The following is a 24,583-nucleotide window of genomic DNA, read 5'->3' as shown; positions in this document are numbered from 1 at the left end:
GCAAAAACAACCAGCAAACGTCAACAAGCCCTAGACCAAGGAGAGAAAATGAAGATCAATATAGGTATTGAAGAAGAACAGCGTAAAGCCATTGCTCATGGTTTATCGGTATTACTGGCAGATACTTATACGCTGTATCTGAAAACACATAATTATCATTGGAATGTTACGGGGCCAATGTTTCAAACCCTGCATACATTATTTGAAACCCAGTACACCGAGTTAGCGATTGCCGTGGATGATATCGCCGAGCGGATCCGGGCTTTAGGTGAATTTGCGCCAGGCTCTTATAAAGCTTATGCCGGTTTAACCAGTTTAAAAGAAGCAGACGGTATTCCAACAGCGGAAGAGATGATTAAAGACTTAGTCAAAGGCCAAGAGGCCATTGCTAAGACTTCTCGCTCTATTGTGCCCGTGGCAGACGGCGCTTCAGATGAAGTGACGCTGGATCTGCTGACGCAGCGTATGACAGTACATGAAAAAAATGCGTGGATGTTACGTAGCTTAGTGGCTTAATCTGCCCATCTTCATCGTTAATTAAAGGAGCCTGAGGCTCCTTTTTTTATGTCTAAAAAGTAAACTTTGGTCTAATTTTGCAATTTATCGTGGAAATCCGCCAACTCATCTGGCACTCTGGCCATCCAGAAGTGCAATATTTTATTAACTGAAATTGGCTGATCCAACATGGATCTGTTTTAAAACGCAACCCGAATAGGTTTATGCATGCAAAAGTTCCTTTCTGTTTTCTGCTGTGCCGTGCTGTTATTACTTACCCCCTCAGCCTTTGCGGCAGCAGCTGGGCACCTAGAACTGACACAATCGATGGTTGGCTATGTGTGTATCGGTATTTTCGTTATCGCTTATGCACTGGTGATGGGCGAAGAAAAACTGCATATGCGCAAATCCAAGCCAGTATTAGTTGCGGCCGGTTTAATTTGGATGTTAATTGGTTGGGTTTATATTCAGCAGGGGCAACCCGAAGTCACGCAGGTGGCATTTCGGCATAATTTGCTCGAATTTGCTGAGTTAATGCTTTTTTTATTAGTAGCGATGACCTACATCAATGCAATGGAAGAGCGGCGTTTATTTGATGCGTTACGTTCTTGGATGATAAAAAAGGGCTTCAGTTATCAAAACCTGTTCTGGATCACCGGCTTTTTATCCTTCTTTATCTCACCGGTAGCAGATAACCTGACCACGGCTTTGCTGATGTGTGCTGTGGTGATGAAAGTGGCTGAAGGCGATAAAAAATTTATCAATTTATGCTGTGTCAATATTGTGGTCGCCGCTAATGCCGGAGGCGCTTTTAGTCCGTTTGGTGACATCACTACGCTGATGGTGTGGCAAGCTGGTTTATTACATTTTCAAGAATTCTTTGCACTGTTTATCCCATCTTTAGTTAATTTCTTAGTCCCGGCCATAGTGATGAGTTTTTTTGTCGAAAAACGTCAACCCAGTGCGTTATTAGAAGAAGTGGAATTAAAGCGCGGTGCACTGCGTATCGTGAGTTTATTTCTTGTCACTATTGCCACTGCTGTAAGTTGTCATACCTTCCTGCATTTGCCCCCTGTACTGGGCATGATGATGGGCTTGGGTTATTTACAATTTTTTGGCTACTTTTTGCGGCAAACATTACCGGGTTCATTGGCGCGCAAAAGAGCAATGGCCGAACGTAGCGGTGATGTGGAACGCTTAAAACGTTTAGGCGGCGTTGTGCCATTTGATGTGTTTAGTCGGGTACAACGCGCTGAGTGGGATACCTTATTATTTTTTTATGGAGTCGTGATGTGTGTGGGGGGCTTGGGCTTTTTAGGTTATCTTGGCTTGATGTCTGATATTCTGTATACCCAATGGGGCGCGACCCATGCCAATATCGCTTTGGGCGTGATCTCGGCCGTGATCGATAACATTCCGGTGATGTTTGCGGTACTGACCATGCAACCTGAGATGTCACACGGTCAATGGCTATTAATTACCTTAACCGCCGGGGTAGGCGGTAGTTTACTGTCGATAGGCTCTGCGGCAGGGGTGGCCTTAATGGGCCAAGCCCGAGGTTACTATACCTTTTCTGGGCATTTAAAGTGGGCGCCGGTTATTGCTCTTGGTTATGCGGCGTCCATTGCCACGCATCAATGGATTAATGCCGGTTTATTTGAGATTTATGGTTAAGTTTTTGGCCGCTAACTGTGGGTAAAACATACACAGTTGGCGGTTTTTATCACTCTTTTTGCCTTTCTGAGCTAAAATTTCTAAGTATTTTAGCTAAAACCTTGTAAAATCAAAACTTGAAGTAACACTTATACTTACCTTAGTGTAGGTTATGTAGTGTCTAAGCGTAGGTTAAAACGGAGAAGGTCGAATGAATGCGTTACAGTATGCGCAAAATGTGCAAGAGCTGTTTTCTTTACCGGATAGTTATTTCCGGGTTAAAGAGCTTATGGATTCAGACACTGCAAATCTTGATGATATTGCCGATGTCATTCTGCTTGATCCGGTATTAACGTCAAAAATTCTAAAACTGGCCAACAGTGCGGTTTATCGTCTGCCTTACCAAGTTGAAACCATCAATAAAGCGTTATTGGTATTGGGTAAAACCCAAGTCTATAACTTGATCCTCAGTATTGGTATCAGTACCGCCTGTAGTAAATTGAACACGCAAGCGATTGACACCGAACGTTTTTGGGAACAAAGTGTTAATGCGGCATTAATTGCTAAATATTTAGCACAGCGTATTGGCTTAAAACATCCCGATCGCTCTTATGTTTCTGGTTTATTACATAATATTGGTGAGTTAGTCGTTGTGCAGCAAAACGCTGACGTGGCTGCAGCTTGTCAAGAATACACCGATGAAATGAAACCCTGGCAACTACAACAAAAACTGCTTGGCTTTAGCTATGCCGCTTGCGGTGCAGAATTACTGAATATGTGGCAGCTGCCTGATTCAATCGTAGAGCCACTTGCTCTGCAAAATAATACCCATTATGAAGCGAGATCACTTGATGTGCTTGTAGTGCATCTTGCTGTACGTTTAGCCTTAGCTAATCAGCACCCTGAGCTTTATAATATGCAAACGCTGGTCGATCCCTACTTATTAGAAGTACTGCAACTGGCGCAGGCGGATTTGATTAAAGCGATCGATTTTTGTAATACCGAAGGCTTGTTCGTGTTGTCCATTTTAAACCCTAGGATCAGCACCATTTATTAAATCAATTTACTGCCATCGACAGGTGGCAGTGGTCATTTTCGGATTAAATCATGTCTGTAACACCATCAAACAAGCGTCCTCTTTACACAGGCTACGCAGGCTCAGCATTACTTGAAACGCCATTATTAAACAAAGGCAGTGCTTTCACCCGAGAAGAGCGCTCCACCTTTAATTTAACCGGTTTACTGCCACCACGTTATGAAACGATTGAAGAGCAGGTCAGTCGTTGTTATTTGCAGTATCGCAGTTTTGATGATGCCATCAACAAGCACATTTATTTACGGGCGATCCAAGATAACAATGAAACCTTGTTTTATCGTTTAGTGCAGCAGCATTTAGAAGAAATGTTGCCCATTATCTATACCCCCACAGTCGGTGATGCTTGTGAGCAATTCTCTGATATTTATCGCAGCTCGCGCGGCTTATTTATCAGTTATGACGATCGCTACAATTTGGACGATGTGCTGCGCAATGCCACTAAAGCGAAAGTTAAAGTTATTGTCGTAACGGATGGTGAGCGAGTGCTAGGTTTAGGTGACCAAGGTATCGGCGGCATGGGTATTTCCATCGGTAAGCTATCGCTTTATACCGCTTGTGGTGGCATTAGCCCCGCTTATACCTTGCCTGTGATGCTGGATGTCGGGACCAATAACGAAAAGCTGTTAAATGATCCGATGTACATGGGCCTGCGGCAAAAACGGGTTGCGCAAGAACAGTATAACGAATTTATTGATTTATTTATGACTGCCGTTAATCGACGTTGGCCTGATGCGATTATTCAATTTGAAGATTTTGCGCAGCCTAATGCCATGCCGATTCTGCAGCGCTACCGTGATCAGGTATGTTGTTTTAATGATGATATTCAAGGTACAGCAGCCGTTACCGTGGGAACCTTACTTGCCGCTTGCCGCTCTAAAGGCGTGTCGTTGCATCAGCAAAAAGTGGTGTTTGTCGGTGCGGGATCTGCGGGTTGTGGTATTGCAGAACAAATTATTAGCCAAATGGTTGCAGAAGGTGCAACGGAGCCACAAGCGCGTAGCCAGATTTACATGGTCGACCGTTTTGGTTTATTAACCGAAACGATGCCCGATTTACGTGATTTTCAACAAGCCTTAGTACAACGCAGCGAAGCGATCAGTGATTGGAGCTTCAGTGGCGATTACCCAAGCTTACTGGATGTCATGCACTGTGCAAAGCCCACTATCCTAATTGGGGTGTCTGGCCAAGCGGGCTTATTTACCGAGCAAGTGATCCGCGCCATGAAAAAAGGCTGTGACACACCGATTATTTTCCCATTGAGTAATCCGTCACGTCAGGTCGAAGCCACACCAGAGCAAGTGATTCATTGGACTGACGGTGACGTGATTATTGCTACGGGGAGTCCTTTTGCCCCCGTGACTTATCAGGGTAAGCAACATCTGATCACCCAATGTAATAACAGCTATATTTTCCCTGGTATTGGTTTAGGCGTGCTGGCTGTAAAAGCCCGTTTGATCAGTGATGACATGCTACGAGCGGCCAGCGAAACCTTAGCGGCGAACTCACCGCTGGCAAATACCGGGCAGGGCGGGTTATTACCAAATTTCACTGCGCTGGCAGAATTAAGTAAGAAGATTGCTTTTGCGGTTGCCAAAGTGGCGATCCAGCAGGGTTTAGCGCTAGAGATAGACGATAACGTGCTACAGCAAAAAATTGAACAAAATTTTTGGCAGCCACAGTATCGTTCCTACCGTCGTGTAAGTAACTAATCTACTCACCATCACGCCGTTATAGTTAACGTTAGCGGTGTGATGGTTAGCTAAAGACAGTGTTAATTGGCTACTAAAGCGCGTTTTGCAAGTTTACGTAGGTAAAAGTTACGCTTTATCGGAACTGATCGAATAATGCTGCACGTCAGGTTGAAGTTAAATTAGTTGGTATAGTGGCGATCACCGCCTGATTGCGACCATTATTTTTGCCGATATATAATGCCTCATCAGCATACTTTACCCATTGCTGCAGTGAGTTTACAGATAAGGGCAAGCTGGCAATGCCCATAGTGGCACTGATGGTGAGTTGTGTGCCCTGATACTTACAACCGTCATGCTGTAAGAGCCGTAAAAACTGCTGGCAAAAAACCTTAGCATCCATAGCATTACAATTCGCTAAGGCGAGGACAAACTCTTCGCCACCCCAGCGTCCCACGATATCAGTACCACGAATTCGCTGGCTTAATAACTTGGCAAAATGCTGCAGCACCACATCGCCCGCATTATGACCGTATTGGTCATTGAGCATTTTGAAGTAATCAATATCAATTAATACCAGGCTGACGGCTTGATTTTCACGGGTAGCATGGGCTAACAGGCGAGAGAAATTCTCAGCAAACCCATCTCGATTTAAGAGATTAGTTAATGGATCGTGGTCGGCTCGATTTTTCAATTGTGCTGCCAGTGATTCTAACTCTTGCGTGCGCTGTTTAACTAAGTCGTGTAAGCGAACATTTTGTCGGCGTAAACTGGCTTCGCGTAACCAAACAATTAGCACAAACAAGGCGAGTAAAGACACAATAAATAACAGCCAGATCCACACAGAATAGTACCAAGGTGCCGCAACACTAAATGTTAAGCGTAAAGGCGCTATGGTGTTAAAACCACGGCTGTTTTGGCCTTCAATTTCTAATTGAAACTTGCCTGGCTTCAAATTGACATAGCGAATTTCACGGCTATTATTCAGTGCTGACCACTGATCAGATAAGCCAATGAGTCGACTTCGCGCGCTATTCAGCTCAGGCTCCCAATAATCCAATACCGCAAAACGAATAATCAGCTCGTTAAACGCATAGGGTAATTCTAAATTTTCATTCAGGACGTCAAACTCACGCGTTAAATCAACACCATCAACAATCAACTCGGTAAGCACCAGGCGCGGCGGTTGAAACACTTCTTGTTCTGGCTCGTTATTCAGCACCACAGCACCAATGGCGGTCCCAAGCACCATTTCGCCATCGGCAGAAATAGAATAGGCATTACGCTGCATAGTAAGATCGGGTAAGCCATCGGCTACACCATAACTAACAAAACGCTGAAGTTGAGAATCAAAACGAGCTGGACCATTGTTGGTAAGAGCCCAAAGCTGGCCGTGTGCATCAAAAAAGGCACTATTTATATATGGGCTAGGTAACCCCTGCTCTGGCATGTAATGCAGCAAATTGTTATTGGTTTTATCAAATTGCCACAAGCCGTATTCAGAGCATAACCACAAGATGCCGTTATCTTCGGGTAAGGCACAGCCAAAGCCATCAATATCATCTTGGATCGGCAGAGTAAGCCGAGACCAACGCTCCTGCGCAGCATTGTTAACAAATAAGCCTGAGTAGCGACTGGCAGCATAGAGTGGTAAACCGTCTTGCACACTTATTTGATGAATTAAATCCCCATTGATACCGTGAATATCACTGATAACCATTTTTACGTCTTGTTTATCAGATTGCCAGATTAACATCCCTTGCTGCCACAAACTAAAATAGAAGGTACCGGTAGTACTGATAAAGAGGTCGGTTACGGCAGTACTATTAATATTAGCTAAATCAAAGGGACGCGTTTCTTGGGTCAATTGTTCATCTTTAAAATGGAACAAACCAACATCGGTAGCGAGCCAAAGCACATCATTTGCATCGCTGTAGAGCTTAAAAACTTTACGGATCCCAGTTTGCCAGCCAAAATCAAATATTTGCCATTGCTGTTTTGGATCACGGCGTAATAATTGATTGGGCGTTGCAAGCCAAAGATTACCCGTTTTGTCATGGTAAACCGCGCTTATGCGTTTTAACGCCGCTTCTTGCAAGGTAGCTGGCATAGTGAGAGCTAATGGTTTAAAAACCGAGTGTTGTGCCAAACCAACAAAGATTCCGCGATCACGCGTGCCTACCCATAATTGCTTACTGCTGTTCTGATGTAAGCTGCGTACATCGGCATTAGGTAAAAAGTTGTAATTGTTATTGCTATTGTTTTTTAGCCAAGTCAGTGATGGGATATCAAATAAATATAAGCCATCTGAGGCACCCACCCACAATCTTCCGGGGCTTAATTCGGCTAAAACATTACCGCGAGGGGTCGGCAAATCTTCTGGCGTTTCTATTTCAGTAAAACACTGGCAAGCTGCCTGGTAAAGAAATAAGCCTTGAGAGGAAAGTGCCCATAGCTGATTATTGATATTCGCGATATTTCGTACTTCTCGAGCGCGATCGGCTACCAACTTATTTAAAGCAGGCAAATCGAGCTGTGTATAAGTTGACAGATCTGAATTGAGTTTAACGATACCGTTGGAAGTGGCAAACCAAATCGCATTATCAAATTCGGTGATACCCCAAATGCGCTGGCCATTTAACGGATGATTGGTCTGGTTTAGCGCAAAACGCGTGAGGCGATAAGGTTGATCAGGGTAAATAATATTGACACCACCTGCGGAGCCAATCCAAATACGATCTTGGCTGTCTGAAAATATTTCTTGAACACGATCAGAAGCTAACGCATTGTCATCAGTGCTATCGGCTTTAAAATTAATGCGCTCTTTAGATTGCTGTTTGAGTAAGAGTAAACCTTCACCCCAGCCACCCAGCCACATGTCTCCACGTTCAGTAAACACCATGCGGTTGATGTTTAGGCGGTTATATTCGTTTGAATCGGGTACCAACCAATTGGCGCTTCTGTAACCATCAAAGCGAATCAAACCATCGGTATCGCTGGAAAACCACAGAAGACCTTGTTTATCCGCTTTAATGTCATAAACAGAAGCTTGTCGTGCTAACAGGGGATCATCGATTGGACTAAATTGATAATCAAGGCTTAAGACAGTTGGGGAGCAGAGCAGCATCAGGCATAGAAACCCTCTTTTTAAAATATGCTGCATGCAGGGGAATACATCCATTTAATTCGACCCGTTATTCATACTATAAGCATACCGTTCAGACAATGTAAGAATCATCACTGATCTCTAATTTAGCAGTTAACCCAGACTGAAAAAAACAAAAAATTATTACTGTTAGTAAGTATTTAAGTATTAATTTCAATCAGCATATCGTGTTTTAAAAGGCAAGCCAAACGCTAATTTGCAATATTTCGCGCGCAATTGAACTCGCTTCGTTTTAAACACTAAAACTGTTAACATTCCCTAAGTTGTCTTTGCTCTCTGAAGGGTTCTCTAAGTACAACGTAACGCTGTTTTGTGCTGGCCGTCACAAAATAGGTAGTCAGCTTTGCGCGTTCGGCCCGCGCCGTAGAGTCGTTGTCAGTATGAGAACAAGATGGTTTTTCGCAAGTGGCTTGTTAGCAAGCGGGTTGCTCAGTGTGTTGGCCTTTGCAGCAGAACCGACCAATTTTGAACAAGCGAAAGTGTTATTAAAACAGGTGTATCAAGATAAACCTCAAACATTTTATTGCGATTGCCCTATCAGCTGGGTAGGACGCAGTGGCGGTAGAGTTGATCATGCTGCTTGTGGTTTTGCGGTTTATTCACCAAAAGGTTTACCCAGTACCGCCACCTTAGCTCGCGCGGCGCGCTCTGAAGTAGAACATATCATCCCAATCTCATGGGTGGGTAAACAATTACAGTGTTGGCAAAAGGGAGGCAGAAAAAACTGCCAACAAAACGATCCGCTGTTTAATCGTATTGAAGCGGATTTATTTAATTTAACTTATGCGGTTGGCCAAATTAATGGTCTTCGCTCGGATCTACCATTTGGTATGGTTAGCCCAACACTAACCGCGCAATTTGGCCAATGCGACATTAAAATCGATACCCAAAACCGTAAAGTTCAACCGAAAATGACTATTCGTGGCGATATTGCCAGAGTAGCATTTTATATGGCAGACCGTTATAACCTGACACTCAGTCGCCAGGATCAACAATTGTATATGGCGTGGCATTTACAAGATCCGGTATCGGCAATTGAACAACAGCGACATGCTCGTACCGCTGCGTTAACCGGCAGAAGCAATCCCTTTATTTCGGGGGCAGAGCAATGGTCGCTGGGTTATGAAACGAGAGGGGATGGTTTAGTGGTCAAAGAGCAACTCGCTGCAGCAGCACCTAGTGCCAGCATGGCAGTTACGCCGATTTATGGTAATCGTCGCTCAAAAATCTATCACCGACCTGATTGTCCTAATTATTTAAGTATGGCGGTAAGCAATCGCGTGAGTTTTGATACGGCCTCGGAAGCTGAAGCGCAAGGCTATCGACAAGCAAACAATTGCCCAAAGTAACCCACTGGAACTTTTAACCATTAAACACTCTAATAAGTGTCTGAGAGAGGGGGAATGTTGTGATGATTAATAAAAACTTTTTAGAAAAGCTGCTGCAATCCGGGCTTGGTAATAACAGCCGTTCTGCAACAAGTGGTGGTGTGAGTGACATGCTAAAAGGTAAGGGCGGTGCCGCCTTGGCTGGTGGTGCTTTAGGGTTGCTATTAGGGAATAAAAAAGGCCGAAAGCTTGGCGGTAAAGTGTTAACTTACGGTGGTTTAGCCGCGGTTGGTGTACTCGCTTACAAAGCTTATACAAGTTGGCAGCAATCGGAGCAGACGCAAACAGCACCTGCGGCACAATCGTTAGAAAACCTGAGTGCTGCAGAAGCCGATGAGCACAGCAAAGCTATTTTAATTGCGTTAATTGCCGCGGCCAAAGCAGATGGTCATATTGATGATCGTGAACGACACATCATTGATACCGAAGTGGCTAAACTAACTGCCGATCAGGCGTTACTGTCTTTTATTGATCAGCAATTACAACAACCTTTAGATCCTGCCAATGTAGCGAAATATGCGACCAGCAGAGACATCGCCGTAGAAATGTATCTTGCCAGCGTATTGGTAATTGACGAAGAAAGTTTTATGGAGCGCAGTTACCTAAATGAACTTGCCAAACAATTAGCCTTACCCGAAAGTTTACAAAATGAATTGCAGCACCAAGCAAGACAAGCGCAGCAGCTTACCGCGGCTCAAACTTAATAAGGTATCAGGCAACGTAAAAAAAGGCGCTAAACGCTAAACCTAGAGGGTATTACGCTTAACGCGCCTTATTTTTACAAACCAAAAACTTTAAAATCTTCTTGGCTGTGTCTTTCAGCCAAATGCGGCTCAGGTCCAAAAGTACGATTAACAATATAACCACGCTTTACCGCAGGTCGCGCGTCAATCTGCTTGGCCCAGCGTCGTACATGAGTGTAGCTATCAACACTTAAAAACTCTGCCGCATCATACAAACGGCCTAATACTAAAGCACCGTACCATGGCCAAATGGCCATATCCGCAATCGTGTATTCTTCACCGGCAATAAACTGATTGTTGGCCAACTGCTTATCTAATACGTCTAATTGCCGTTTTGTCTCCATAGCATAGCGATCAATGGCATATTCAATTTTCTCGGGAGCATAAACATAAAAATGCCCAAAGCCACCGCCTAAGAAGGGCGTACTGCCCATTTGCCAAAATAACCAATTAAACATTTGCGCACGGGCTGAGGTGTCTTTGGGTATAAATGCCTGAAATTTTTCTGCCAAATACAGCATGATGGATGCAGATTCAAACAACCGTGTTGGCGGAGTAGTTGAATAATCCATCAGAGCGGGGATTTTAGAATTGGGGTTAACGTTAACAAAGCCACTGCTAAATTGATCGCCCTCACGAATATTCACTAACCAAGCATCATAATCTGCTTGTTCAAAGCCTGCGGCCAACAACTCTTCTAATAAAATACTGACTTTAACCCCATTCGGTGTGGCCAGTGAATACAGCTGTAAAGCATGTTCCCCCTTGGGCAAAGCTTTATCATGCGTCGCCCCCGCGATAGGGCGATTGACATTAGCAAAGGCGCCACCATTAGCTTGCTGCCATTGCCAAACTTTGGGGGGGTGGTAAGTGGATTGACTCATAAAGCTTTCCTTATTGGGTGATAACGGCTCTGCCTTGCTGCATAAAATAAAACAGGGCATTGCCATGAAATATCTTATGCTCGGGTTTTCATATAACGGTCTATCTGAGGGTGCGGCTAAAAAATTTAAAGTGCGGGTTTAACGAAATCAGCTAAATGGGCTTGATATCGACAAAGTTAAACACCAACACCCTATAACTGGCCAAAGTAACTAAACATCTTAGCAAAGTAAAAAATAGCAATTTACGCTGCTGAATAACCAAGGAATAAGCCAGTGACAAATAGCGCTTCGCTATGTTAATCAGCTAATTAGATAACATGAGCTAACAAATTTGTCATGTTCAGCGTTTTGTCATGTTAAGCTATTAATATAAGTAGATTGACGCTAAAGGAAATAGGCCGTGCTCACACCATTAACCGGAATTTTATTATTAAGCTCAAGTGCAGTGTCGGCAGATATTTCGCCGATGGAACAATGTCTTGGTCAAGATGATCTACAAAGGTTGGCTTGTTACGACCGCTTAGTGGAAGCGCAACAAAAAGCTCGCTTAGTTGCTGAAGCTAAAATTGAAACCACGCCTTCGATAAAGGTGACTCAAGTTGAAGAGGCAGCACCCATTCCGGTAGCGACTATTTTGCAAAGCCTTTGGGAGCTGGGTGATAATGAAAAACGCGGGCCTTTTGTGGTGCGTACTTATCAGCCAAACTTCTTATTACCCGCACATTACACATCGTCGATTAATCGGCAACCGCAAAGCCCAACTTTAGGTTTGGCTGATTTACAAGAGAATTACAAACCAATTGAAGCAAAATTGCAGGTGTCTTTACGCGCGAAGATGTTAGAAGATGTATTATTGCCTAATGCAGATTTATGGTTTGCTTACACTCAAACGTCGATGTGGCAACTTTGGAACTCGCAAGACTCCGCCCCCTTTCGTAGCACCGATTATCAGCCTGAAGTCATTTACGTTATTCCTACTGCAAAATATCTGGGTAATCTGCCACTAGGTTGGAGTATGCAAATGCTCCAACTTGGCTTTGTACACCAATCTAACGGACAAAGCGAACCCATGTCGCGCAGTTGGAATCGTATTTATGCCGCAGCGGCTTTCGAACGTGACCAAGTGGGTTTTAGAGTTAAAGTGAATCGGCGTATTCCAGAGCAAGCCGATGATGATGACAACCCTGATCTGACCTCTTTTTTGGGTACCACTGAATTACAACTCAGCTGGTTACCGGGCAGCGCGACCGCTTCTTTAACGCGCAAAATGAGTTGGAATGACTTTTCGAATGGCTCATGGCAATTAGACTTAACTTACCCAATTGATAAATCAAAAGCCGATGGTTTACGGGTACACTTGCAGTTGTTTTCAGGTTATGCCGAAACCTTACTGGATTATAATCATCGGCAAAATAGCATCGGTTTAGGCTTTATGCTGTTTAACTTTTAACGAAGCCCTCAGCCATTATGCAGTTTCGTTGGCTAACATCACTTAACAGTATCCCGGCGGGTGCTTGGGATGCCTTATTTGAGCCAACCGAGTTGTTTGCTAAACATGCCTTTTTGCTTGCTTTAGAGCAGGGGGGCAGTGTGGATGGCAACAGCGGCTGGTTTAGCCGTCATGCTAGTTTATGGCAAGACGATCAGTTGATAGCGGTGATCCCTGGTTATCTAAAAACGCATTCTTATGGAGAGTATCTATTTGATTGGCCCATGGTGCGCGCCTATGAGCATTATCAATTGCCTTATTATCCTAAATGGATATCAGCTATTCCCTTTACGCCCGTTACTGGCTCGCGGCTGGCGGTATTACCCTGTTTAGATTGGCAAAGTATTGCCAGCCTATTAATACAAACCGTTTTAGCTGACATTGCACAGCAAGGCTGGCATAGCGCGCATTGGTTTTATTGCCACTTGCCACTGCAACAGCTTTTAATCGACCAACAATGCTTACCTCGACACGAAGTGCAGTTTTTATGGCAGAACCAGCAATATACTGACTTTTCAGATTTTTTAGCGGCATTGTCTTCACGTAAGCGGAAACAAATTCGACAAGAACGAAAAAAAACGCAGCAATTACCGCTGCAGTTTAAAACGTTGCAAGGCATCGATATTACCCCAGCGCAATGGCAAAGCGTGATCGCCTGTTATCAGCAAACCTACCAAGAGCGCTCAGGGCATAATGGCTACATTAGCGCCGAAAGTTGGTGGCAATTACTCAGCAGTATGCGAGCGCAGATCGTGGTATTTGCGGCTTTCACGCAGGATGATCCTGCGCAATTGGTTGCTGCAGCTTTGTGTTTTCAGCTCGGCGATACCTTGTATGGTCGTTATTGGGGTGCGTTAGCGGATTATGCATTACTGCACTTTGAATGCTGTTATTATCAAGGTATCCAGTATTGTATTGAACACGGTTTACGCTACTTTGATGGTGGCGCGCAAGGGGAGCAAAAACTCAGAAGGGGGTTTAGCCCGGTTTTACGTTACGGTGCATGCTGGTATCGACCCAATATATTAAGTTCGGCTATTGAGCAATATTGCCAAAAAGAACAACAACATTGCCAACATATGTTAGCTGCCGCCAGTGAGTTGTTGCCATATAGTCAGGCTAATAGCCTCGCGGCTTTTTCAGGAAAATAATACCTTATGTTTTTGATTGATCAGCTGATCCTTTTGGCCGCCGTATTAATTTTGTTGGGTATTTTCTCCAGTAAAATCTCTGCCCGCTTAGGTTTACCTATGCTGGTACTGTTTTTACTGGTTGGCATGTTGGCTGGCGAAGACGGCATTGGTCGTATTGCGTTTGACAACCCGCAGGCCGCGCATGCCTTAGGCACCTTAGCCTTGGCATTGATCTTATTTGACGGCGGCTTACAAACACCCCTGAAGTCGATTAAGCAAGTCTGGAAACCGGCGTCCATGTTAGCCACCTTTGGCGTATTGGGCACGGCCGTGATCACCGGCGCAGCCGCCAGTTATATCTTAGATATCAGTTTACTTACCGGTATGTTATTGGGGGCTATTGTCGGCTCTACCGATGCCGCGGCCGTTTTTTCTTTATTGCGTAATGCCGGTATTCATTTAAATCCACGTTTAAAATCTACACTGGAAATTGAAAGTGCCTCGAACGATCCGATGGCGATATTTTTAACCGTAGGGTTGCTAGAAATTTTAGTGAATGATATGCAGCCGGGTTGGCCTTTACTGCAACTATTTGTCATGCAAATGGGTGTAGGTGCGCTTGTCGGCATAGCAGTAGGTTATGCGGTATTAAAGGTCATTAATCGTATTCACTTACAAGCCAGCGGTTTGTATCCTGTGCTGGTTACCGCAGCAGGTTTATTATCTTTTGGCGTTGCAGCAAACACCGGCGGCAGTGGTTTTTTGGCCATCTTTATTTGTGGTGTCTTAATTGGGAATACCCAATTCGCTTTTCAACGAACGACCTTTTTATTCCATGACGGGTTAGCCTGGCTTAGTCAAATTACCATGTTCGTTGTACTGGGTTTGTTAATTAACCCCAGCTCGTTATTAGACGTTTGGTGGCAAGGTATTTTAATTGCTGCGGTATTAGTGTTTTTGGCAAGGCCCATTACCATAGTGCCTATTTTAACCTTATTTGGCTTTAATCGGCGTGAAATGACCTTAGTCTCTTGGGTAGGTTTACGCGGTTCAGTACCGATTATTTTAGCTATTTTTCCGTTGATGTTTGGTTTAGCCGATGCAGAATTGATCTTTAACGTGGTGTTTTTCGTGGTATTAATCTCTGCCACCTTACAAGGTTCAACCTTAGCTTGGGTGGCACGGCGCTTAAATCTGATTGAGCAACCCACGGCTCAAGCGCCCGTTACGTTAGAAATTACCGCTTTAGGTGATGTTGATGCCGAGATTGTAGAGTACAGTTTGTCTGAAAACTCGCGAGCCGCTTATCGACGCTTATCTCGCATGGCATTACCTGAGAGCGTGGTCGTTGCGATGATTAGCCGAGGTGATAAAGTGATACCACCACGGGGCTCGACGATTTTACACCCGGGTGATCATTTGTTTGTCGTACTGCATGTTGATTACAAACATTTTGTTGAGCAAGCCTTTGCCGACAAAGGCTTTCAGTTAGCTAGGCCTATAGGTGAGTTGCGCATGAAAGGGGCGACTAAGCTGAGTGATATTGATTGGTGCTATGGCTATGGCGTTGCTTTAAATCAAGGCCGTGACGATCTAACCTTAGAAGCCTTGTGTATTGCTCAGCTTGGCGACAATGTTGCCGATCAAGCCGAATTTGAGTTTGCCGAGCGCCATTTTCAGATCGTTGAAATGGTCGGCGAACGAATTGTTACGGTGCGGATTAAACCTTTAGCTAGCGCTAGCAGCGCTGAATAATCTTATTTTGCCTTTGCGACGCACTTAAGGTGCAGCGCTTTAATTTGTTATAGGAACAACCGTCATGGCTAAAAAGTTTAACGCCGAATCGCGGCACTATATTTTAATTGCCGCGCTGTTATTGGCGCTTTATGGCAGTTATTTGCTGATTGCGCCCTATGTGGGTGCTTTGGTGTTAGCTTTTGTTTTATCGTTACTGTGTTTCCCGCTGCATCAATGGATTGAACAAAAATGTCCCGGTAAACCCAATTTGGCTGCAAGCTTGTCCTGCTTATTGTTAGTGGTGGTGATTATCGTGCCTATTACGATTGTGTTTATGGCAATAGTGCAACAGGGCGTCATGTTTACCAAGCAAAGCTACACTTGGTTAAATGGTGGTGGGGCAGAGCAGTTGCTGCAACATCCGTATTTATTACAAGCACAAACCCTGGCGGCTGAATATTTACCAGGCGATGGCTTTACTGCCAAATCAATTGTTGAAAAAATGACTGAGTTTGCTTCTGGTTTTAGTCGTGAATTGTTAGATCTCAGCACAAAATTGGTAGGCGATATCACCGGTTTCTTATTTGGTTTTGTGTTGATGCTTTTTATTCTGTTTTTCTTGTTACGTGATCACGACAAAATTGTCGATACCTTGCATTGGGTGATCCCGCTATCACGCTCACAAGAAGAAGCGTTATTAACTGAAGCAAAAACGGTGGCTCGCTCAGCTGTTTTAGGATCGGTCTTAACCGCCATTGCTCAAGGTATTGCAGGGGGCATTGCCATGGCCATTGTCGGCTTTCCCGGTTTATTTTGGGGAACCATGATGGCTTTTGCGTCGTTTATTCCAGCCATTGGTACGGCGCTGATCTGGTTGCCGGCAACGCTTTATTTGCTACTCACCGGTGACTGGCCTTGGGCTCTCTTTTTAGCCGCTTGGGGGATTATCGTGGTGGGCTCTATTGATAATGTGCTACGGCCGATCTTGATGCAAGGTAGCTCAAACATGAGCACCTTATTGATTTTCTTGTCATTGATTGGTGGGATCCAATTGTTTGGCTTAATAGGCGTCATTTATGGGCCGATTATTTTTGCGTTAACCTTGGTGTTGTTGCGGCTTTATACCATTGAGTTTAAATCCTTTTTAGAAAAACAAGACAATAGCTAACAGCGCTAACTCGCGTGGTTTGTACCTAGGCTTAAACTACACTCTTTTTGGCGAGTTTAGGCCTTACATCTGCGCGACTTTATGTTATAACTGCGGCAATTATTCTTTAATATTTGTTTAAATGCGCCTACTTATTCCTATTAGCTTAACATTGCTACTCAGTGCCTGTGCACAGCAACCTGACTTAGAACCTGACCTAGCCACTGTTGTTGATGACAGGTCGTTAACTCAGCCTGCGCTGTTATCACAAGTTTCTTATAGCAGCTTATTACCCCTCGCCGCGGCTGTTCCAGAATCGGCCAGCCAACGCATTAACTACGGTACAGGCGCGCTGCAATATGGCCAGTTGTTTTTACCGGCGAATGGCTCGAACACGCCGGCACCGCTGCTAGTCTTTGTGCATGGTGGTTGTTGGTTAAATGCCTATGATATTACACACAGCCAGGCCTTTAGCTATGCCTTAGCCCAACAAGGATATGCGGTTTGGTCTATTGAGTATCGGCGAACCGGAGATGAAGGCGGCGGTTGGCCAGGCAGTTATCAAGATATTATGCAAGCTTTACGCTACATTCCTTACTTGCCCCGCAAGCAACTGGATCTTAGTCGTGTTGTGCTAGCCGGGCATTCCGCTGGCGGGCATTTGGCGCTCTTGGCCGCCAGTGAAGTCACTATGACACCTGCATTAAAAGGCGTCATTGGGCTGGCCGCGATTACCGATGTAAAACGCTACAGCCAGGGTGAAAATGGCTGTCAAAAAGCGACGCAAGGCTTCTTTGCCGGTGATCTACAAAGCCAAGCAGAGGCTTACCAACAAGCTAACCCGGTAGAACAACCACTACCTCAATCGACCTTACTGTTACACGGCAGTGCAGACAGTATCGTTCCGATTGAGCAGGCCAGTGACAGTGGTTTACCGATGTTGTTGGTACCCGACGCGGGGCATTTTGATTGGATCCATCCACAAAGCGCTGCGTATAACCAATTTTTACTTTCTTTAAATGAGCTGATTTCGCCGTGAATTATCAAGAACTGCTGCTATTAGATCAACAAGACCCGTTACACAAACTGCGTGAAGCTTTTGTGTTACCAGACGACACCATTTATCTCGATGGTAATTCTCTTGGTCCAATGCCGAAAGTGTGTGCTGAACGTGCGCAAGAGGTGTTACATCAGCAATGGTCACAAGACTTAATCAAAAGCTGGAACACGCATCAGTGGATTGAACTGCCCAGCAAAGTAGGTAGCAAAATTGCCGCCTTAATTGGTGCGGCACCAGAGCAAGTGATGTGTTGCGACTCTACCTCTATTAATTTATTTAAGGTACTAAGCAGTGCCTTACTGTTGCAACCCAAACGCCGTATTGTGTTATCACTTAATGGCAACTTTCCAACCGATCTTTATATGGTTCAAGGCTTAAGCAGCTTAATTGGCGAAGATCGCTGTGAAATGCAATTAGTGGAAGAAGCGGAACTTGAGCAAGCATTAACTGACCAAATTGCGGTGTTATTACTGTCGCATGTCGATTTTCGTTCTGGCAAATTGCTTGATATGGCGCGCATGACAAAACTTGCGCAGCAACAAGGCATTTTAGTGATCTGGGATTTAGCCCACAGTGCCGGAGCTTTACCCGTCGCCTTAGATGACTGCCAGGTCGATTTCGCAGTGGGATGCGGTTATAAATATCTGAATGGTGGCCCTGGCGCACCGGCTTTTTTATACGTGGCGAAGCGGCATTTATCTAAAGTATCACAACCTTTAAGTGGCTGGATGGGGCATAAAGCGCCCTTTGCTTTCACTATTCAATATGAAAAACCTGCCGGCATCGAGCATTTTTTAACAGGTACACCGCCCGTCATTTCCATGAGTGTACTTGATGCCGCACTTGATGTGTTTGCTGACGTTAATATGCAGACTCTGCGTGCTAAATCCTTAGCATTGGCCAATACCTTTCATCAATTATTGACAAGTCATGCTGAACTTCACGAATTAACCCTGTTAACGCCATTAACAGAAGCCGAGCGGGGCAGTCAGTTAGCATATTGTCATCCTCAGGCATATGCGTTATGTCAGGCGTTAATCAAGCGCGGCGTAATCGCTGATTTTCGCGCTCCCGATATTTTAAGATTAGGTTTTACCCCGTTATATTTACGTTATATCGATATGTGGATCGCCGTAGAAATATTAAGTGACGTGGTAAAAACAGCCGAATATTTAAAAGCAGAATATGCTGTAAAGCAAAAAGTTACCTAACTTTGCTAAAGCATAATAAACGATTATTTGCTGGCATGGCGTGATCATGCGTTAGGTGAAAACCTTGTTGTTGTGCCAGCACTAAAACCTGCTCGTGGTCACGAATACCCATTGCTGGATCCCGAGTTTTTAAACTTAGATCAAAGGCCTGATTGCTTGTGCTGGTAAAGTGCCCTTGGTAATTAAAAGGGCCATAGATACACAAGATGGCTTCTGGCTGGGTTAATTCATTAAGACGACTAAAAAAATGCTGCACCACAGGCCAAGGCATAATATGTAAAGTATTTGCGGTAAAGAGCGCATCGGCCCGCGTGACCGGCGCAGCATCTGCACAGATATCTAATGCCAAAGGCAAGGGTAAATTAGCCAAGTTAGCACGACGAATACGCTCAGTTAATGTGGGTAAATACTGCGATTGATCGGATGCTTGCCAAACTAAATGGGGTAAATGTTCGGCAAAGTAAAGCGCATGTTGGCCCGTACCACTACCAATTTCCAAAACTCGCTGATGTTTTGCAAACAATTGCTGTAAATGACTGAGAATAGTGACTTTATTGTTTTCACAGGCCAGTGAAAAAGGTAAATCGGTGTATTTATTATCTCTGCTCATAACGTAAAGTCATACTCTGTGTGCAATAAAACAAAGCATATCATTAAAACCCTAGCGGTTTTAATGCAACAGAGGTTTTTATGTTAGGCCATACTACGGCGAATGAGCATAAATATCGCGTAAATGTTAAGCATTCTGCATAGCCCAAATGGGTTATACTGAGTGCTGAGCTCGCTATAAAAAAACCTAAAAAATAGCATTTATATTGAATAAAATCATAACCTTAAAATAATTTCATTTTTTTAAGGAAAAACAGTAGCAGGTTGATAAATTATTAGCTGCTATTATGAGTTTGTAGCAAGTCGTTAAAGAGGGTCGCCATTATGAAATTATCAAAATTGTTAGTACCATTGTTGTTCATGATACCTATGACTCAAGCTGTGGAAGTTGGCCCTGCACACACCGCGGGCTCATCTTTTCATCAAGCAAGAGCAACACTAGCCACTTTTTTGAATCATATGACCTTTTCTGCTGAAGAAAAGCACTGGTTTGAACAGTCTGCGGAATCGTTAGAGAAGGTTATTTACTTTAATGGCACTGACCGCGAGGCCGCTTTAGCACTATTAGTTGAGTTAGAAATGAATACCACCTGTTTTTTACAAGTGACCGACCAAAATCAATTCAACAGACATATGGGTACACTGTACTTATTAGTGGCGGATAACGATATTAAAAAACAGAAGTTAAAACAGTTTCATGAGTTTCTACAGATCCCTGGCATCAGACCAGCAGATAACAAGCATTGTAACTAATAGCGAAATACCTATTAAACAGATACAGGGATGTATTGCTTGTTGTTTGAAAATGCTCTCTCAAACTGACATGATAAATAATGTTAATGACTATTCCGTTCAATCACACCATTTGCTATAGCTTTTTAGCTGCCCCAGCATAGTTAACTCACGTTTAATCTTCATCGTTATTGCCAACGATTCTTCAGCGACAAGCTCTAATAAGCACCTCTGGTTAAAACCTAGATTAGCAGAGAAAAATTTTATATTTACTTGGCGATAATCAAGAACTCGGCGCACGTAACTCCAGCGCTTTTAGCCCTATTAATGTAGCAATATGCTGAACAAATTACGTATTTAGGTTGCTTTATTGACTAATTTGAATTGTTTTTGAGCAAAAAAAAGTGTAGCTTTAAAAACAATATATTTACATAAAATCCAACATTAAGATTCAATCCCAGCAATTATTGTAAATTGTTTAAGCAATTGGAGCGTGTTAAAAATGATCAAATTATCAGCTGCTATCATATTTTCTATGCTAATTATGGGTTGTGCAAAATCGTCTCATAATATTACTGGCCAAGTTAAACCTGTTATTGCATCCTCAAATGTTGTTGTTTATGACGACGCGCCACAGGACTACACAGAAATAGCCACGGTCAGTGCCAGTAGTCGAGAATATACCGTACCTTATGATCCCTCAGGCAAAGAGGAAGTAGTGGATCTGTTAAAATCTGAAGCTGCAGCCTTAGGTGCAAACGGCGTTATCATAACGTATCTTGATAATGAAGGTTCCACTAAAAAGGTCGCTACAACAAGCGCAACGAATAACGGAATTGTCGGTTTGACCACTGAAGATAGATTCATCACTAAAGCTAATGGTATCGCAATTTTCGTTAAATAAAATTCACTGGTTTAGTCTGTTTCATAAACCATAGAGAAAAATTATAAAGGCCTTATTGGAATAATACTCTTCAGTAAAGCTTTTTTTGTTCTAAATTAACCGTTAATGGCTATGGCTAGCCAAACAAATTAACAGCGCACGAACTGAACTGTTTCTCTGGCCAGCAAGGGATGACTTATAAAAAGGAATTATAAATGCCTTATAGAATGATCTTAACAATTGTGTTTTTTTCCTATACGCAAACAGCAATGGCGGCGCTGGATTGCAAGTCTGATGGAAGCAGAGAGCAGGTTGTTTATGCTTCAGCTGCGAGTGAGCAAATTACATCTTGGAAACCCGGAGCCGGTATTCACAAACTCACGCTAAATAATCATTTTGCTATTGGAGTTAAAGTAGAAGAGGCATCTGCAGAATATTATGCAAAAAGGTTTGGGCAGGATGAGTATGTACCTGAACTCGTTAAAATCACTTTTTATGATATGAATACGGATCGTCCGAAAGAGCTTACTCATACTTGGGCTGGTGCGAATTCTGTTCAACTTTTCAATGCTATCGGTAATGCGGATCATGTTCTTGAGCTCGCAGAACCCGGCTTAACACTTAATTTGATTAAACAAGTGTGTGTCAAAGTCGGTGTGTAAAGCTGGCCACTTAGCGATTAACTGAATACCGATAGATCTCGGTATTCAGCCACCTTTCGATGTAATTCACGAAATACTTTAAAAGACCGATTATTGGCGTTGTCTCAATGCTTCGCTGGAGGATTATGCAGCGATGAGTAAGGCAAAATTTAAAAGAGGATAGGTGAAGTATTTCTTATTAGTCCATTTCAATTGAAATACTGTTCACTTCAACCGGCTTGTTAACACCTACTGGTTAATTATTAATTATTCACTTGAAATAAAAGAACGATATTTCTATTTTTTAGCTTTGTACGAAATACAATATTTTTTGTGATATTGACCAAGCCTTAATGCTTGTATTTACATACAGCCACTATCGAAAGTGCATCGTGTTTTGTTAGACGGATATTTCCGCATTTATCACTAATAGTAAAGTTTCTGTACCCATAACTCATTGTAAACAAGTCAAAATCAATGTAGTGTTATCACATGAAATTTACAAATACGGAAAAGTCCGTGTTTAAATACGGATGTTTCCGTCGAATAAGCGTTATGCATCAAAGGAGAATCCGTGCAGGAAGTAGATGAGGAGTTTTACGAACGTGCTGATGCGCATATTCATTTGTCCAACGATCAGATAAATGAGAAAGCAACTCTAGGTAAAGTCAGCGCCTCAAATATGTACGCTACAGCCCGTTTCAATGCTTGGGTTAGTGCATGTGGCTGGAACGATGGTCAAGAAATGGCTGCGTCCAAGCAGGAGACATTGGAATACTTCGTCACAGAGTACCGAAAAATGCTCGAAGAAAACCTAGATGACTACATCGAAAACTTCGAGTCCTATATGAGGCCGGGTGAGTAATGCATAACAAACAGCTCAATCCGATCTTCACTGCGTTGCTCGTTTTGTGCTTTTTCGCTACGCTCGCACAAAACAATCAACTCCGTTCCGGCGGCTTAGCTGGGCGTTATGTTTCTCAAGGAGTGACCATTGCCTAAAATTGAACAAGCAAAAAAATTTATAGAATCCTTGTCTGAACAAGATTTAAGTGACGATGAATTACTCGCCAAAACTAACAAATTCTTCAGTGAAAATTGTAGTGAAATTGATGCCGAATTTGTTGATAAGCTTTTGTCATCAAAAGCCGAAGGATTAAATGTTGGCTTTGAATTAATGGAAGAGTATGCCTACAAAGGATCTCCCGCTGCACAATTGGCAATCGGTGCGCTGAAACTCGAAGGAAAGGGTGTAGTCATGAATGTTCATGAAGCTATATTTTGGCTTAAGCGTTCATTTATAGGAAAAAATCCTAAATCAGGTTTTTTACTCTTTTCCGTATATGCAAATGGAATCGGCGTTTCTGAAAATATGGTCAAAGCCCGTGAATATTTAAAAGGCTCAGCTGACATGGGGGTTCCAAAAGCACAATATTATTATGCTGGTATGTTGCTTGAAGGAGAAGGTGGTGAAATTGACGAAGAACTCGCTATTGATTATATGTTTTTAGCAGCCAATAGTGGCTATGAAGATGCAATAACGTTTCTAAAAGACAATGAGTTAATCGAAACATAACAAAGCCATTATGAAGGAACGCAAAAAGCTTGGCTGCGTCACTTCGCTCCTAATTTTAGCCAAGTTTTTCATGCCTCATATGGCGGCGTTATGTTTTAAAGGAAATGACATGGATGTAATCTTCGACTTAGAAAAAGAAAATGCTGATTGGGCTTCTGAAATAAACAACGAGCTTCAATCGTCATTCCCTGAATTTTTTAATGAGCACCCTCACATTGGCACCTCTGAATGGTGGGCTTCATTGTCGCCGGATATCTCAAAGGGCAAAATTTCGCATGTTGGCCCATTCGTGGAAGATGGTCAGCTTTACGACATTGTTGCAATCGAGCCTTTGGATGACGATTTAAATGGTGCTCAACCTGGCGCAATCGGACAACCTGAGTTTTCTTTGGCAAGAGAAGATTATTGGCTTTCTGATAGTGTTCGCGAAGGTAAATTTGTTCAGATTGAGTCAGTAACGGTTCTGCCTACTGGTGAGCTGGATGAGCATTCAATCTACATCGAGACAAAGGTATCGGTGTGGTAAAACATAACAATCCGCGTCATTCGGGGCCTGCGGCCCCTGCGACGCTCACAAGTTCGCGCGCATGCGCGGGGCGTTAGCTTTCAGGGAGAATATATTGAAATGTGGATGTTGCGGTAAGGATATTGGCGAAATTGTTTTTGATAAAAGCTACAAAATGCCTGATGAAATTTGGAGCCTTTCCAAAACAGAAAAAGAAGAAAGGGCGCAAATTGACTCTGACCTTTGTAGATTGGATGACAGGTATTTCATTCGCGGTGTTGCTTATTTGCCAGTAAACGGAACTGATAATTCCTATGGATGGGGTATATGGGCTGAAGTGTCTCGAGAAGATTTTTTTGATTACGTAGAAAATTATGAAGAAGATAATAGTACCAGGCCAAAATTTTCTGGCTTGGTCGCCAACGTAATACCTTCATACGAAAATACTATCGGATTAAAACTAACGGTTCAGCTTGGGAGCGAAACGCAGCGACCAGAATTCTATTTTACTGATCCTATGCATCTATTAACTAAAGAGCAGGCTGAGGGCATCAGTATTGAAAAAGTTCACAGTTTTAGCAGCAACAAAAGCTAACAAAGCCAGTCAGCAACGCTCCCGTTGGTCGCTGGACCTCAAACCCGCTGCGCGGTTTCTCGGCCGCTGCTGGCAGCGTTAGCCGGCTGTCGAGATGGTTTAGTTTCAAAATCTGTTTTACTTTTCGGCTCTGCTTGCGTTAAGTTGTATAT

Annotated in this window: 22 protein-coding genes; 19 read left to right on the top strand and 3 right to left on the bottom strand. The window is 43.4% G+C overall.

Annotated features, from left to right (window positions below; genetic code table 11):
* Nucleotides 1-48: 48 nt before the first annotated feature.
* The 4 genes from ORJ01_RS13090 (at nucleotide 49) to ORJ01_RS13075 (ending at nucleotide 4,953) form a co-directional block, all read left to right on the top strand.
* On the top strand, nucleotides 49-516 hold the full coding sequence (locus ORJ01_RS13090; RefSeq protein ID WP_306178407.1) for a Dps family protein: 468 nt from the start codon (nucleotides 49-51) through the stop codon (nucleotides 514-516).
* A gap of 207 nt (nucleotides 517-723) precedes the next feature.
* A complete protein-coding gene (gene nhaD / locus ORJ01_RS13085; protein WP_306178406.1) occupies nucleotides 724-2,169 on the top strand; it encodes a sodium:proton antiporter NhaD in 1,446 nt (481 codons plus the stop codon).
* Nucleotides 2,170-2,359: 190 nt separating this feature from the next.
* A complete protein-coding gene (locus ORJ01_RS13080; RefSeq protein WP_306178405.1) occupies nucleotides 2,360-3,205 on the top strand; it encodes an HDOD domain-containing protein in 846 nt (281 codons plus the stop codon).
* A 50-nt stretch (nucleotides 3,206-3,255) separates the two neighbouring features.
* Nucleotides 3,256-4,953 carry an NAD-dependent malic enzyme gene (locus ORJ01_RS13075; protein ID WP_226752218.1) on the top strand — a complete coding sequence of 566 codons (1,698 nt, stop codon included), beginning with the start codon at nucleotides 3,256-3,258 and terminating at the stop codon, nucleotides 4,951-4,953.
* A gap of 145 nt (nucleotides 4,954-5,098) precedes the next feature.
* Here the strand turns inward: ORJ01_RS13075 and ORJ01_RS13070 are convergent, their stop codons facing one another.
* Nucleotides 5,099-8,113, bottom strand: coding sequence for a ligand-binding sensor domain-containing diguanylate cyclase (locus ORJ01_RS13070; RefSeq protein ID WP_306178404.1), 3,015 nt, complete (start codon nucleotides 8,111-8,113; stop codon nucleotides 5,099-5,101).
* Nucleotides 8,114-8,478: 365 nt separating this feature from the next.
* Between ORJ01_RS13070 and ORJ01_RS13065 the strand changes: the two genes are divergently transcribed.
* The gene (locus ORJ01_RS13065; protein ID WP_306178403.1) at nucleotides 8,479-9,447 is read left to right on the top strand and encodes an endonuclease; all 969 of its coding nucleotides are present in this window, start codon (nucleotides 8,479-8,481) and stop codon (nucleotides 9,445-9,447) included.
* 62 nt (nucleotides 9,448-9,509) lie between these two features.
* On the top strand, nucleotides 9,510-10,190 hold the full coding sequence (locus ORJ01_RS13060) for a tellurite resistance TerB family protein (RefSeq protein ID WP_306178549.1): 681 nt from the start codon (nucleotides 9,510-9,512) through the stop codon (nucleotides 10,188-10,190).
* A 74-nt stretch (nucleotides 10,191-10,264) separates the two neighbouring features.
* On the opposite strand, the gene yghU is transcribed toward ORJ01_RS13060, so the two are convergent.
* A complete protein-coding gene (yghU, locus tag ORJ01_RS13055; RefSeq protein WP_306178401.1) occupies nucleotides 10,265-11,113 on the bottom strand; it encodes a glutathione-dependent disulfide-bond oxidoreductase in 849 nt (282 codons plus the stop codon).
* A 400-nt stretch (nucleotides 11,114-11,513) separates the two neighbouring features.
* On the opposite strand from yghU, the gene ORJ01_RS13050 reads away from it, so the two are divergent.
* The 6 genes from ORJ01_RS13050 to kynU all read left to right on the top strand — a co-directional run bounded on the left by ORJ01_RS13050 (nucleotide 11,514) and on the right by kynU (nucleotide 18,890).
* Nucleotides 11,514-12,563 carry a phospholipase A gene (locus ORJ01_RS13050; RefSeq protein WP_306178400.1) on the top strand — a complete coding sequence of 350 codons (1,050 nt, stop codon included), beginning with the start codon at nucleotides 11,514-11,516 and terminating at the stop codon, nucleotides 12,561-12,563.
* A gap of 17 nt (nucleotides 12,564-12,580) precedes the next feature.
* Complete coding sequence (locus tag ORJ01_RS13045) at nucleotides 12,581-13,753, top strand: GNAT family N-acetyltransferase (protein ID WP_306178399.1); 1,173 nt, start codon at nucleotides 12,581-12,583, stop codon at nucleotides 13,751-13,753.
* Between the two features lie 6 nt (nucleotides 13,754-13,759).
* Nucleotides 13,760-15,490 (top strand): potassium/proton antiporter, encoded by a 1,731-nt coding sequence (locus tag ORJ01_RS13040; protein ID WP_306178398.1) that lies wholly within the window; start codon nucleotides 13,760-13,762, stop codon nucleotides 15,488-15,490.
* A 64-nt stretch (nucleotides 15,491-15,554) separates the two neighbouring features.
* Nucleotides 15,555-16,640, top strand: a complete 1,086-nt coding sequence (locus tag ORJ01_RS13035; protein ID WP_306178397.1) for an AI-2E family transporter — start codon at nucleotides 15,555-15,557, stop codon at nucleotides 16,638-16,640.
* 121 nt (nucleotides 16,641-16,761) lie between these two features.
* The gene (locus ORJ01_RS13030) at nucleotides 16,762-17,658 is read left to right on the top strand and encodes a S9 family peptidase (protein ID WP_306178396.1); all 897 of its coding nucleotides are present in this window, start codon (nucleotides 16,762-16,764) and stop codon (nucleotides 17,656-17,658) included.
* Nucleotides 17,655-18,890: a kynureninase gene (gene kynU / locus ORJ01_RS13025; RefSeq protein WP_306178395.1), complete on the top strand. Its 1,236-nt coding sequence runs from the start codon at nucleotides 17,655-17,657 to the stop codon at nucleotides 18,888-18,890. Before ORJ01_RS13030 ends, kynU begins: the two co-directional genes overlap by 4 nt.
* On the opposite strand, the gene ORJ01_RS13020 is transcribed toward kynU, so the two are convergent.
* Nucleotides 18,883-19,500 carry a DUF938 domain-containing protein gene (locus ORJ01_RS13020; protein WP_306178394.1) on the bottom strand — a complete coding sequence of 206 codons (618 nt, stop codon included), beginning with the start codon at nucleotides 19,498-19,500 and terminating at the stop codon, nucleotides 18,883-18,885. The two genes, kynU and ORJ01_RS13020, sit on opposite strands and share 8 nt — an antisense overlap.
* 323 nt (nucleotides 19,501-19,823) lie before the next feature.
* Here ORJ01_RS13020 and ORJ01_RS13015 point away from each other — a divergent pair, with 323 nt between their 5' ends.
* The 7 genes from ORJ01_RS13015 (at nucleotide 19,824) to ORJ01_RS12985 (ending at nucleotide 24,431) form a co-directional block, all read left to right on the top strand.
* Nucleotides 19,824-20,252, top strand: a complete 429-nt coding sequence (locus ORJ01_RS13015; RefSeq protein ID WP_306178393.1) for a hypothetical protein — start codon at nucleotides 19,824-19,826, stop codon at nucleotides 20,250-20,252.
* A 481-nt stretch (nucleotides 20,253-20,733) separates the two neighbouring features.
* The gene (locus ORJ01_RS13010) at nucleotides 20,734-21,135 is read left to right on the top strand and encodes a hypothetical protein (RefSeq protein WP_306178391.1); all 402 of its coding nucleotides are present in this window, start codon (nucleotides 20,734-20,736) and stop codon (nucleotides 21,133-21,135) included.
* A 194-nt stretch (nucleotides 21,136-21,329) separates the two neighbouring features.
* Nucleotides 21,330-21,776, top strand: coding sequence for a hypothetical protein (locus tag ORJ01_RS13005; RefSeq protein ID WP_306178390.1), 447 nt, complete (start codon nucleotides 21,330-21,332; stop codon nucleotides 21,774-21,776).
* A 553-nt stretch (nucleotides 21,777-22,329) separates the two neighbouring features.
* Nucleotides 22,330-22,620 (top strand): DUF3144 domain-containing protein, encoded by a 291-nt coding sequence (locus tag ORJ01_RS13000; RefSeq protein WP_306178388.1) that lies wholly within the window; start codon nucleotides 22,330-22,332, stop codon nucleotides 22,618-22,620.
* A gap of 129 nt (nucleotides 22,621-22,749) precedes the next feature.
* Nucleotides 22,750-23,331: a tetratricopeptide repeat protein gene (locus tag ORJ01_RS12995; protein WP_306178387.1), complete on the top strand. Its 582-nt coding sequence runs from the start codon at nucleotides 22,750-22,752 to the stop codon at nucleotides 23,329-23,331.
* 10 nt (nucleotides 23,332-23,341) lie between these two features.
* Nucleotides 23,342-23,857 carry a hypothetical protein gene (locus tag ORJ01_RS12990; RefSeq protein WP_306178386.1) on the top strand — a complete coding sequence of 172 codons (516 nt, stop codon included), beginning with the start codon at nucleotides 23,342-23,344 and terminating at the stop codon, nucleotides 23,855-23,857.
* Nucleotides 23,858-23,918: 61 nt separating this feature from the next.
* Nucleotides 23,919-24,431 (top strand): DUF2199 domain-containing protein, encoded by a 513-nt coding sequence (locus ORJ01_RS12985; RefSeq protein ID WP_306178385.1) that lies wholly within the window; start codon nucleotides 23,919-23,921, stop codon nucleotides 24,429-24,431.
* The last annotated feature ends 152 nt before the right edge of the window (nucleotides 24,432-24,583 follow it).

It is taken from the genome of Alishewanella sp. SMS8, assembly GCF_030737935.1.
GTDB classification, from domain to species: domain Bacteria; phylum Pseudomonadota; class Gammaproteobacteria; order Enterobacterales; family Alteromonadaceae; genus Alishewanella; species Alishewanella maricola.
Note: the sequence above shows the minus strand (reverse complement) of the source record. Positions and strands in the feature narration are given on the sequence as shown.

Bases quoted from the DNA above. Each gene is read 5' to 3' on its own strand.
- ORJ01_RS13090 (WP_306178407.1), top strand. From the start codon at position 49: ATGAAGATCAATATAGGTATTGAAGAAGAACAGCGTAAAGCCATTGCT.
- nhaD (WP_306178406.1), top strand. From the start codon at position 724: ATGCAAAAGTTCCTTTCTGTTTTCTGCTGTGCCGTGCTGTTATTACTT.
- ORJ01_RS13080 (WP_306178405.1), top strand. From the start codon at position 2,360: ATGAATGCGTTACAGTATGCGCAAAATGTGCAAGAGCTGTTTTCTTTA.
- ORJ01_RS13075 (WP_226752218.1), top strand. From the start codon at position 3,256: ATGTCTGTAACACCATCAAACAAGCGTCCTCTTTACACAGGCTACGCA.
- ORJ01_RS13070 (WP_306178404.1), bottom strand. From the start codon at position 8,113: ATGGATGTATTCCCCTGCATGCAGCATATTTTAAAAAGAGGGTTTCTA.
- ORJ01_RS13065 (WP_306178403.1), top strand. From the start codon at position 8,479: ATGAGAACAAGATGGTTTTTCGCAAGTGGCTTGTTAGCAAGCGGGTTG.
- ORJ01_RS13060 (WP_306178549.1), top strand. From the start codon at position 9,510: ATGATTAATAAAAACTTTTTAGAAAAGCTGCTGCAATCCGGGCTTGGT.
- yghU (WP_306178401.1), bottom strand. From the start codon at position 11,113: ATGAGTCAATCCACTTACCACCCCCCCAAAGTTTGGCAATGGCAGCAA.
- ORJ01_RS13045 (WP_306178399.1), top strand. From the start codon at position 12,581: ATGCAGTTTCGTTGGCTAACATCACTTAACAGTATCCCGGCGGGTGCT.
- ORJ01_RS13040 (WP_306178398.1), top strand. From the start codon at position 13,760: ATGTTTTTGATTGATCAGCTGATCCTTTTGGCCGCCGTATTAATTTTG.
- ORJ01_RS13035 (WP_306178397.1), top strand. From the start codon at position 15,555: ATGGCTAAAAAGTTTAACGCCGAATCGCGGCACTATATTTTAATTGCC.
- ORJ01_RS13030 (WP_306178396.1), top strand. From the start codon at position 16,762: ATGCGCCTACTTATTCCTATTAGCTTAACATTGCTACTCAGTGCCTGT.
- ORJ01_RS13020 (WP_306178394.1), bottom strand. From the start codon at position 19,500: ATGAGCAGAGATAATAAATACACCGATTTACCTTTTTCACTGGCCTGT.
- ORJ01_RS13015 (WP_306178393.1), top strand. From the start codon at position 19,824: ATGAAATTATCAAAATTGTTAGTACCATTGTTGTTCATGATACCTATG.
- ORJ01_RS13010 (WP_306178391.1), top strand. From the start codon at position 20,734: ATGATCAAATTATCAGCTGCTATCATATTTTCTATGCTAATTATGGGT.
- ORJ01_RS13005 (WP_306178390.1), top strand. From the start codon at position 21,330: ATGCCTTATAGAATGATCTTAACAATTGTGTTTTTTTCCTATACGCAA.
- ORJ01_RS12990 (WP_306178386.1), top strand. From the start codon at position 23,342: ATGAAGGAACGCAAAAAGCTTGGCTGCGTCACTTCGCTCCTAATTTTA.
- ORJ01_RS12985 (WP_306178385.1), top strand. From the start codon at position 23,919: ATGCGCGGGGCGTTAGCTTTCAGGGAGAATATATTGAAATGTGGATGT.